Consider the following 9,293-nt stretch of genomic DNA (forward strand, 5'->3'; position numbering starts at 1 on the left):
GCATTTCATGAAAATGAATTATCTCCATAGTCTCCTGCCGCTGTTGCTGGGTGGGCAGCTGTGCAATATATACCAAAGCATCTATATCAACAGGACAGCCGATCTCAGCTTTAATCGCTAAAAAATCCAACGATGACGTTACTAGAGTCCCGTCCAAATCAAAAATAAAACCTTTAATGTTATTCAATGCTTACGCCTTGTATTTCAAATACTATTAGCCAGTACCTACGCGATGACTGATTAGATCAGATCAAATGCCTCTTGTTCTGATGACTGTTATTTCGCGAGTAAACGATGAAATACGTCCCTTTGATATTTTACCCTAGACGATCCAAACACGGCAATTAATTATCGCGGTTAATAAGGCAAATATTTTAACCAATCACTCTAATTATTGACCCATTGGTTATTAGCTTTCTATAATCTTGCAGTATCTTGCTAATTAAGCGTTCCCAGCCTAAAAATAACCTACAAGCTCGATTTTTGAGCCACACCTATCTATACCTTATCTGCGCTTGTCAATCGAATAGTCTGACTTTCAGAGGTTGTCGATACTGCAGTTTATCAGCTGTAAATAACACCTTGAATTTTTATCAAAGTAATCTACGTTTATTTTAATGATCAAAAAATCTTTAGTACAAGCGTCTTAAAGTCTGTTCGTTATAATATCAAGATTTTCTCGCACTAAAATTTTTATTTCAGAAGAGCCTATTAATCATTCAAATAAAACTCATTACTCCACATATTATTATCAACTTTTAAGTCATTACTATTAAAAAATTACGTGACGACTTATGAACTTTTTGTCGTAAATATTCAATAGTTATTCGTTTTCCTGTCTTGATGTATATCAAGGATAGCTCTCTTTATTAATGCATACTTAGTCTGAGAACTATTATTAATAAAGGAGATAAAATGAAGAAGTTAATTAACATTAAACGAAGAGATTTTTTATTATCCTCACTTGCAGTTGCTTCAACAGCACTAATCAATTCGTCTGCTTCAGCAAAAGCTACTAACAAAATTAAAGGCGCTGAGACTGAATCGCGCATCCAAGACTTAGAGCGTGTAAAACAAACACTCGTCAACCCGCCTTTTTTACCAACGCATGATCAAATTGCCAAGGGTGCACCCAAAGTCGTTCAAATGACCATGACTATCGAAGAAAAAGAAATAGAAGTAAAACCAGACGTTTTTGTTCAGGCGATGACTTTTAATGGGACAAATCCTGGCCCCATGATTGTGGTTCATCAACATGATTATGTTGAACTTACTTTAAAAAATCCCAGCTCTAATACATTGACTCACAACATAGATTTTCATGGATCTACAGGTGCACTTGGAGGCGGCGGATTAACGCATGTGGCTCCAGGACAGCAAACGATCTTACGTTTTAAAGCAGATAGGCCAGGAGTTTTTGTGTATCACTGCGCACCGGGCGGCATTATGATTCCTTATCATGTTGTTGCCGGTATGTATGGTGCTTTACTAGTGTTACCTCGCGATGGCTTAAAAGATAACTACGGTCAGCCTGTTAAATATGATAAAGCCTATTATATTGGCGAACAGGGTTGGTATATCCCTAAAGATGTTCAAACAGGTAAGTACAAACGCTACAGCTCTTCTGTTGAGGCTATGGGCGATACGTTAAAAGTAATGGAGGGTTTGACACCAACACACATTACTTTTAATGGTAAAGTTGATGCGTTAACAGGTAATAATGCCATGCAAGCTAAGGTTGGTGAAACAGTCTTATTCCTTCACTCACAAGCAAATGAAGATACACGAATTCACTTAATTGGTGGCCATGGTGATTTAGTTTGGCCTGGAGGTTCATTTTCCAACACCCCCACTGTTGATCGTGAAACTTGGTCTGTGCTTGGTGGCGAAGCTGGTGCTGCTATGTACACATTTAAACAACCTGGTATATACGCCTACGTAAATCATAACTTGATCGAGGCGATTATGAAGGGTGCAGCAGCTCATGTATCTGTTGAAGGCGATTGGAATAACTCTCTGATGGAGCAGGTTCAAAAACCCAGCCCAATAACGTAAGACTCGTCTATTAAGGGATCAATAACGAAAAATCGATAGCAGCACCTAGGCTTCTTGCTTACCTCGCCACCAGCAAGTATTGCGATACCTTACCGCTTTATCGTCAAGTTGCTATTTTTAAACGTACTGGTGTTGAACTAGATCGTACAACCTTAGCAAACTTAATGATAAAGATGGGGGCGCTAGTACAGCCGTTAATCAATCATTTATCTGAATTTATAAATGAACAATCTGTATTGCATATGGATGAAACGCCGCTGCAAGTATTAAATAAACCCAATAAAACGGCACAAAGTAAAAGCTATATGTGGGTTATAGCGACATGTGTGACATTTGGCGGCTTTCTTGACAGAACCCCTAATGGGTATTCCCGCATTCTTAAAATGTTCGCTTTAGCTAATCAGACCTTTATTCGTTCAAATAAAACGAAATATTCAGTGAGTAGTTTGTCCGCAAAGCTGCCGCTCGGGAGCCTTATTTAGCTAGAGATAAAACAGCCAGTTTGAGTCTTGAACCCGCCACCTAAAAGAATTTCTTCTCTATTTCCTGTTTCAGCATTAACTTAAACGGCTTATCTTTAAATGACGTAGTGACCAACCCACCCCCCCAATATTTGCTCGAAAATCAACTATTCTGACCCAATGATCCTAAGAATCATTTGTGTTTTTAAAGTGCTTGTCGGGTCACACTTTGGATGAATCTATATTGGCTTGGGAGCAGTATCACATTTTTTTGTTAAAGATTGAGCTGTGAGCTGAGTAAATATTCAACAAATTTCGGCTGTTTTTGGTGAATGGTCGGTTGCTGTCGCCAGACCAGCTGGATGTCTTTTGTTAGCGCATGATCCTCTAAAGGGATTGCACATAAACTTCCGTGTTGCACCTCATCAACAACAGCCGATGCAAATACCAGCGATATCCCTATGCCTGCTCGAACCGCCTGCTTAACGGCCTCTGTGCTGCCCAGTTGCATTGATACTGTGGGCAAATGCTGGCATTCCTGCAGATAGCTTTTGAGTATCCTTCCTGTTCCGCTGCCAGATTCTCCACCTAACAAATTCAGCCCGGACAATATTGATTTGCTGATCGATGACAGTTTTGCAAGCGGATGATCGGGAGGCGTAATCAAGACTAATGCTTCGGTTTTCCAGACTTGAGATTCAAAACCGGTTTTACCTGGCCACCATTCCATCAAGGCGATATCGATTTCAGCATTTTCCAGTTTTTCGGCAACGACTGGGTTGCTGTCTATTACGATATCCAGTTTGTCATCTATAAACACTTGTTTATGCAGGTAATTCTGCAGGTAAGGCTGCAACAGATAAATGCCGATATTTGAACTGGCTCCAATTTTCATGGAGGGTTGATCCACAGCCAGCAAGGCTCTGTCATGTAGTCGCAACATGCTCTGGGCATACGGCAAAAGACGAAGGGCATACTCAGTCGGCTGGCAACCGCTACGCACCCGATGAATCAAGGATACGCAGAGCGTTTCTTCTAGCTTCTGAATATGCTGCGAGATAGTTGGCTGGGCTAATCCCAGCTGCTCGGCAGCTGCTTGAAAACTGCGCTGCTCAATCACCATGATAAAACTTTTCAGCCAGATCAGATTGAGCATGCTATTTCCTTTTGTGAGGGTAATTGGTTGGCCGGATCCAATGGAGGCTCGCCGTTCAAAACCCTGAGAATATTTTCAGCCGCACGTGTTTCAATGGCTAACCTGACCTTGCTCACCGCTGAACCGATATGTGCCGTGAACAAGGTGTTGTGATGTGCTAATAAATTGGGATTGATTTCCTTTGGCCTGTCGATGCGTGCCCAGTCTTCCATTTCAAAAACATCACTGGCATATCCAGCTAAATGGCCGTTGTTCAGCATATGTAAAATGGCACTCTCATCAACGATAGACCCACGGCAGGGATTCACCAGAAATGAACCGGGCCGCATCTGCTGTAAACGTTGTGCATTTAATAGATGTTGCGTTTGCGAGTTTAATGGCAGTCCCATAATCACGATATCGGTCTGAGCAAGGGCGTCGTCCAAAGACAAAAATTCAAGTTTTAATGCTGCCTGTTGTTCAGCGTCCAGAGGCTGAGTGTCGGTATAGACTAACGTTGAACCCCAGCCGCTCAGCCTTTGTGCAATGGCCTGACCAATCGCACCCATGCCGATAATCGCAATAGTGGATCCTTCAATTCCCATGCCGTAAAACTGTGGAAGCCAGCCCTTAAAGTTTCCAATACGTACATGTTGATCCGCCGCCCGTATATGCCGAATTAATCCGACCATCAGGCCGATGGTTAATTCAGCTGTGGGTACTGTTAATAGATCTGGTACAAAGGTCAGCCAGACATTATGTTCAGTACAGGCATCGACATCAAAATTATCATAGCCCTTTAATGCCGCACCAATGACCTTCAGTTGCGGGCAAGCCTCTAAAAAAGCGGTATCTACCCGATCCGGCATAAACACCATCAAGGCTTCTGCATCCTTCGCCCGTTTCATTGTATCGTTGCGTGATAAGCTGAACGGAGTCTGATTCGTGATCAACTCACAATGCGGTGCTAATAAGGCCAACACCTCTTCATGTACTTTATGCGTGATTACCAGTTTTGGTTTCATCGTTATCTCCTACTTGAATTTTTTGCGTAGCATGCCGCTCAACGCATCGACCAATGTGACCATCAGCAGAATCACTAGCAGGATCGCCAGTACTTCCTGATATTGCATAATGCGAAGTGAACCCATCAGTTCAAAACCGATACCGCCAGCGCCTACCATGCCCATGATTGTCGAAGCTCTGAAGTTATATTCCCAGCGATAAATCGCGACATCGGCAAACTGCGGCATCACTTGGGGAAGAATTGCGTGATAGAGCACCTGCATCGGTGAGGCACCAGCGGCACGGGCAGCTTCCACCGGCGCTTCATCCACGTGCTCAATCGCTTCGGCAAAGAATTTACCTACCATACCGATGGAATGCAGTGCTAAAGCCAGCACACCGGGTAAGGCACCGAAGCCGACGGCTGCCACAAAAATAATCCCCATAATCAGTTCCGGAACGGATCGAAGGGCATTTAAAACGATGCGCGCCAGCTGAAAGATCACACCATGGGGTGAGGTATTACGCGCCGCTAGGAATGCCATAGGCACAGAAAACATAACTGCAATTGCGGTACCGGCAATACTCATTGCCAGCGTATCCAGCAAGGGTGCAAACCAGTCTTGAAGGTTGGTAAAGTCCGGAGGGAAAGACTCGCCAGCCAAAGTTCCGATTGCAGGCAAGCCATTTGCCAAAATTTCGAAGTTCAGTACATTCACATACCAAGCTGCCAGCAGAACGATGACCAATAAGGTCACCACCTGCAGGGTTTTACGTTTCCAGTGCTGGCTGTAACGTCGCAGCACATCTGTTTGTGTAATCAGGTGGGTATCCATAAATCCTCCTTACATCTTGGAAAAATCAAGATTCAGTAATTTGCCCATAACACGAATTACGTCGTAATCAGCATCGGTAATCGGCGCAAATCCCTCGGCTTTGAAATTCTTCAATACTTCTTTGTCATCCATGGTGACAAACGCATCTTTAATTTTCACTTTGAGATCGTTATTAAGGTTGGAGCGCATTGCCCAGGGATATTGTGGATAAGGTTTGCTATAGCCCAAAACTTTCACTTTTGCCGGGTCAATGAGTTTACGTTCCACCACATACTTAAAAATCACCTCAGAAAGCCCGCCTGCATCTGCATTACCATTAGCCACATTGACAGCCACAGCATCATGCGAGCCGACGAAGTGTTGTTCGTAATCGGTTTTCGCTTCGATACCGCCTTCTTCTAAAAGAAGCGTTTTCGGGATGAGATGACTGGACGTTGAGGCGCGATCGCCATAGGCCATTTTTTTACCTTTAATGTCGGCATAGGCATCAATGCCGGACTCTGTATTGGCGATCAAAATGGAACGGTATGTAGGTACACCGTTGATTATCATTGCCGCAAACGGTTCAATATCGCTTTTTGATTTGGCCATCACATAAGACAGCGGGCCGAAATAAGCCAGATCAATACGGCCAAAGCGCATAGCTTCAATCATGGACGAATAATCAGTCGTGACTATTAATTCCACTTTTTTGTTTAACTTGGCTTCCAGATAATTTTTTAAGGGTTCATTGCGCTTGATTAGTTCGGAAGCGTTTTCATCCGGCAGCAAGGCGACTTTGAGCATATCCGGATCGGCATCTGCTGCCATACAGGCGCTTATGGCTGTCACCAGCAAGGTGGTGGCTAAGAGTATTTGTTTAAAAATTTTCATTCTACTATCTCCAGTTGTTTTGCAGTTGTGTTGCAGTTTTAGGGGGTAAAGGTTGATAAGAAAATTTGGATTGTGTATCGGCGGTATATTTATCTTTTTGTTTGGGGTTGTCCGATTGTTGATAAATCAACTTGATCTGTTTGTCATCAAGCTCTTGCGGAGCGGCATCAAACACCACTTGGGCTTGAGCTAAACCAATGATGCGATCGGCAAAACGTTTGGCATATTCAAGCTGATGCAATGAGACGATAGAAGTAATGCCGTCTTCGGCACAGATTTGTTTCAATTGAGACAATATTTTTTCGGAGGTGGATGGATCTAGGCTGGCGACAGGTTCATCCGCCAGAATAATACTCGGCTGCTGGGCCAAAGCTCGGGCAATACCGACTCGTTGTTGCTGGCCGCCTGACAATTGATCGACCCGCACCAAGGCTTTATCAGCAAGGCCAACGCGATCCAGACAATGCAATGTCAGTTCAAGATCGGATTTTGGTGGCGGCAATAAACTACGCCAGAATGAATGATACCCCAGCCGCCCCATGAGTACATTCTGCAAGGCTGTGTGACGTAGAATCAGTTGATGGTGCTGAAACACCATCGCGGTTTTGCGTCGATGCCGGCGCAGTGTGCTTTGATTATCCAGTATTCCGAATTCAGCAGAAATTACTTTACCCGAGGTAGGTTTCACTAAATGATTCAGTGACCTCAACAAAGATGATTTCCCCGCACCTGATAAACCTAACAGCACGGTGAATTCACCACGTTGAAAGTTGATTGAGGTTGTACGTAATGCTTCAATTCCGCCGGGATAGATTATGCCAAGATCGTCTGTGGACAAAATTGGCTGAGGTGAGTAGCTTAACGTCATGTCATTACCTTTCACAATAATTCGCACCGCTGTATTGCGGTTCACAATCCGATACTAAGGTTTGAATATGACAGACAAATGAAGTTTAGATGACTATTTTATGTCATAGCTTGACTGTCTGGTTTGAAAAGGAACTCACGGATACTCTATATGTATATGTGGAAAAACTTTCACAAACGCAATATCAAATACCTAGTATGCGTATATTAGGCCTCTGATATAAGTCGTAGCTACACCGGGATTTGAACCTAGGACACCATTATTATGAGTGATGATAAACATCTAGAAATATCTAGGACAGGCATATTTCGTCTAGAACGATACAGAAAGCAGTTAAAAAAGCCGCCGAAGAAATACAGTGCAACAAACGAATCACTTGCCATACCTTACGGCACTCTTTCGCAACTCACTTATTACAATATGACACGGACATCAGAACTATTCAGAAGTTAATGGGGCAGAAAGACCTAAGACAACCATGATCTATACACCTGTTCTTCGGCAAGGGGTTCAAAGCGTTTCCAGTCCTTTAGATATGCTTTAGAGAAACCACTAAGAGGCAGTCAAAGTCCGAAAGACGACATTCAAATTAAGTGTTTATATGTAGTCTTTTGGCACAAACTACTCACTGAATATTTGGTTTTCTTTAATCATAGAAAGGTCTGATTTTTTTCACGCGGCAGTGCACTTTATTAGTGCTTTTTGAGCTGATATCGTCAAACCAAATGGGTTGACTTTCAACAAAAAGTAATGGGTATTCCAGCAATACTAGAAGATTGGCTTTTGCTCAATTCCGTTAGTTATCTCAACTTTCAAACTGGCTAAAATATCCTGAATTACGCAAGGTCGTTGAGTGACTGCTTAGGGGCGAATTTCTGCCATTGTTTGAAATAATATTTCCTGCCTGTGGCTAACGATAAATTTAATTCGTAAATGACTGTCTATTACCAAGTTAATTAGTTTTCTGACCAAGTATCACTAAAAGATAAACCGCAACTTGACGAGATTGGTCTGGTGACCGAAATTCGACGATGACTCAGTACTTTTATCTTTGCTGGCTCAATGTCCAACTGCTCACTGGTTTCTTCACCAATAAGTTTAAGTTCAGAGCCATCGTGTGGACAGATTTTTTCAGCGTCGAGAAGATCGTGGATAATATCTTCACGAGGTGATTCTTTAGGAGTGGAAGCACATTTTTTCTTTTTACGCGTAGGAGCCGGAGCGTTAATGCTAGCCGCGTCGCTTTCATCTACAAAAAAGTCTTCTTAAACCTCATTAAATAACTGGCTTTGACCTGAGTCTTTCTCACTCGACGCACAATAATCTTTATAGCGTTGTACTCGCAGTATTTCTTGAAGCAATTTAATGAGTATTTTTTTTAACGAATTCAGTGGTTGATAACATGCCACTATTTTACTCGATGATTCTCAAAAACCCGAGTAGAAATTTAACTTTTTATGGGATTGCAGTTTATTAATATCAAAGCCGCGCAACAGCCAGTGCAGTTGTTCTTCGCTAAGATTAACAACACGACGACTATCTTTACGTGGGTACTTGAACTTTTCCTTTTCGAGGCGTTTATACCATAAACAAAAACCACTCCTACCCCAGTTGAGTATTTTCAATATCTCCCATCATAATATAAGCATCTGACGACAGCGGAACTAAAAGAACTTACCTATGGGTTGATAAGTTATGTGGAATTAAAGACAAAGAAAAAATGCGAAATAGTATTAATTATTCTGAAACTAGCCACGCTGTCTTGACACTTTGCCTTAGCACCATACACTCTAGCAATTCTGTTTAAGCTCTTGATGGAGTCTTGAGTTTTTTCTAATTAGGCATGACACAAATAAATTTTATTAAACTTAACCAACATTTTAAAAGCCATTATCGGGCAGCGATTAACGATTCTATGGACATGTATTTGGTAATGAATGCTTAAGGCGTGTCGCTGCAACATTACTATCGAGCATAAAGCGTGAAACTGATAGTGTCGCTCGCTACGGTGGGGAGGAGTTTGTAATATTACTCCCAGACACCAATCAAAATGAAAGTGA

At 42.4% G+C, this 9,293-nt stretch carries 10 protein-coding genes and 2 pseudogenes; 4 read left to right on the forward strand and 8 right to left on the reverse strand.

All coding sequences use genetic code 11. The features are described from left to right. Positions 1 to 187 (reverse strand): annotated as a pseudogene (locus ACJAZP_RS19210) (HAD family hydrolase); the annotation flags it as partial. Positions 188 to 915: 728 nt separating this feature from the next. Between ACJAZP_RS19210 and nirK the strand changes: the two are divergent. Together nirK and ACJAZP_RS19220 are read left to right on the forward strand one after the other, a co-directional pair. Further along, positions 916 to 2,055, forward strand: coding sequence for a copper-containing nitrite reductase (gene nirK, locus ACJAZP_RS19215; RefSeq protein WP_415232359.1), 1,140 nt, complete (start codon positions 916 to 918; stop codon positions 2,053 to 2,055). Between the two features lie 35 nt (positions 2,056 to 2,090). After that, positions 2,091 to 2,537 carry an IS66 family transposase gene (locus tag ACJAZP_RS19220; protein ID WP_415232366.1) on the forward strand — a complete coding sequence of 149 codons (447 nt, stop codon included), beginning with the start codon at positions 2,091 to 2,093 and terminating at the stop codon, positions 2,535 to 2,537. A 253-nt stretch (positions 2,538 to 2,790) separates the two neighbouring features. Here the strand turns inward: ACJAZP_RS19220 and ACJAZP_RS19225 are convergent, their stop codons facing one another. The 5 genes from ACJAZP_RS19225 to phnC are packed head-to-tail and all read right to left on the reverse strand — an operon-like array spanning position 2,791 to position 7,233. After that, on the reverse strand, positions 2,791 to 3,672 hold the full coding sequence (locus ACJAZP_RS19225) for a LysR family transcriptional regulator (protein ID WP_415232360.1): 882 nt from the start codon (positions 3,670 to 3,672) through the stop codon (positions 2,791 to 2,793). After that, positions 3,660 to 4,676: a phosphonate dehydrogenase gene (locus tag ACJAZP_RS19230; RefSeq protein ID WP_415232361.1), complete on the reverse strand. Its 1,017-nt coding sequence runs from the start codon at positions 4,674 to 4,676 to the stop codon at positions 3,660 to 3,662. The genes ACJAZP_RS19225 and ACJAZP_RS19230 overlap by 13 nt, the downstream gene beginning before the upstream one ends. Positions 4,677 to 4,685: 9 nt before the next feature. Then, positions 4,686 to 5,492, reverse strand: a complete 807-nt coding sequence (gene phnE, locus ACJAZP_RS19235; protein WP_415232362.1) for a phosphonate ABC transporter, permease protein PhnE — start codon at positions 5,490 to 5,492, stop codon at positions 4,686 to 4,688. Positions 5,493 to 5,501: 9 nt separating this feature from the next. Next, entirely contained in the window at positions 5,502 to 6,365 is an 864-nt protein-coding gene (gene phnD, locus ACJAZP_RS19240) for a phosphate/phosphite/phosphonate ABC transporter substrate-binding protein (RefSeq protein ID WP_415232363.1), read from the reverse strand. Between the two features lie 4 nt (positions 6,366 to 6,369). After that, the gene (phnC, locus tag ACJAZP_RS19245; protein ID WP_415232364.1) at positions 6,370 to 7,233 is read right to left on the reverse strand and encodes a phosphonate ABC transporter ATP-binding protein; all 864 of its coding nucleotides are present in this window, start codon (positions 7,231 to 7,233) and stop codon (positions 6,370 to 6,372) included. A 305-nt stretch (positions 7,234 to 7,538) separates the two neighbouring features. Between phnC and ACJAZP_RS19250 the strand changes: the two genes are divergently transcribed. Then, the gene (locus ACJAZP_RS19250; RefSeq protein ID WP_415232367.1) at positions 7,539 to 7,715 is read left to right on the forward strand and encodes a tyrosine-type recombinase/integrase; all 177 of its coding nucleotides are present in this window, start codon (positions 7,539 to 7,541) and stop codon (positions 7,713 to 7,715) included. Positions 7,716 to 8,189: 474 nt separating this feature from the next. Here ACJAZP_RS19250 and ACJAZP_RS19255 read toward each other — a convergent pair whose 3' ends face one another. Together ACJAZP_RS19255 and tnpB are read right to left on the reverse strand one after the other, a co-directional pair. Continuing rightward, the gene (locus ACJAZP_RS19255) at positions 8,190 to 8,462 is read right to left on the reverse strand and encodes an IS66 family transposase zinc-finger binding domain-containing protein (protein WP_415232368.1); all 273 of its coding nucleotides are present in this window, start codon (positions 8,460 to 8,462) and stop codon (positions 8,190 to 8,192) included. Positions 8,463 to 8,660: 198 nt separating this feature from the next. Continuing rightward, positions 8,661 to 8,858, reverse strand: coding sequence for an IS66 family insertion sequence element accessory protein TnpB (gene tnpB / locus ACJAZP_RS19260; RefSeq protein ID WP_415232365.1), 198 nt, complete (start codon positions 8,856 to 8,858; stop codon positions 8,661 to 8,663). Positions 8,859 to 9,159: 301 nt separating this feature from the next. On the opposite strand from tnpB, the pseudogene ACJAZP_RS19265 reads away from it, so the two are divergent. Beyond that, a pseudogene (locus ACJAZP_RS19265) lies at positions 9,160 to 9,293 on the forward strand (diguanylate cyclase domain-containing protein); the annotation flags it as partial.

It is taken from the genome of Psychromonas sp., assembly GCF_047632955.1.
Lineage (GTDB): Bacteria > Pseudomonadota > Gammaproteobacteria > Enterobacterales > Psychromonadaceae > Psychromonas.

Bases quoted from the DNA above. Each gene is read 5' to 3' on its own strand.
- nirK (WP_415232359.1), top strand. From the start codon at position 916: ATGAAGAAGTTAATTAACATTAAACGAAGAGATTTTTTATTATCCTCA.
- ACJAZP_RS19225 (WP_415232360.1), bottom strand. From the start codon at position 3,672: ATGCTCAATCTGATCTGGCTGAAAAGTTTTATCATGGTGATTGAGCAG.
- ACJAZP_RS19230 (WP_415232361.1), bottom strand. From the start codon at position 4,676: ATGAAACCAAAACTGGTAATCACGCATAAAGTACATGAAGAGGTGTTG.
- phnE (WP_415232362.1), bottom strand. From the start codon at position 5,492: ATGGATACCCACCTGATTACACAAACAGATGTGCTGCGACGTTACAGC.
- phnD (WP_415232363.1), bottom strand. From the start codon at position 6,365: ATGAAAATTTTTAAACAAATACTCTTAGCCACCACCTTGCTGGTGACA.
- phnC (WP_415232364.1), bottom strand. From the start codon at position 7,233: ATGACGTTAAGCTACTCACCTCAGCCAATTTTGTCCACAGACGATCTT.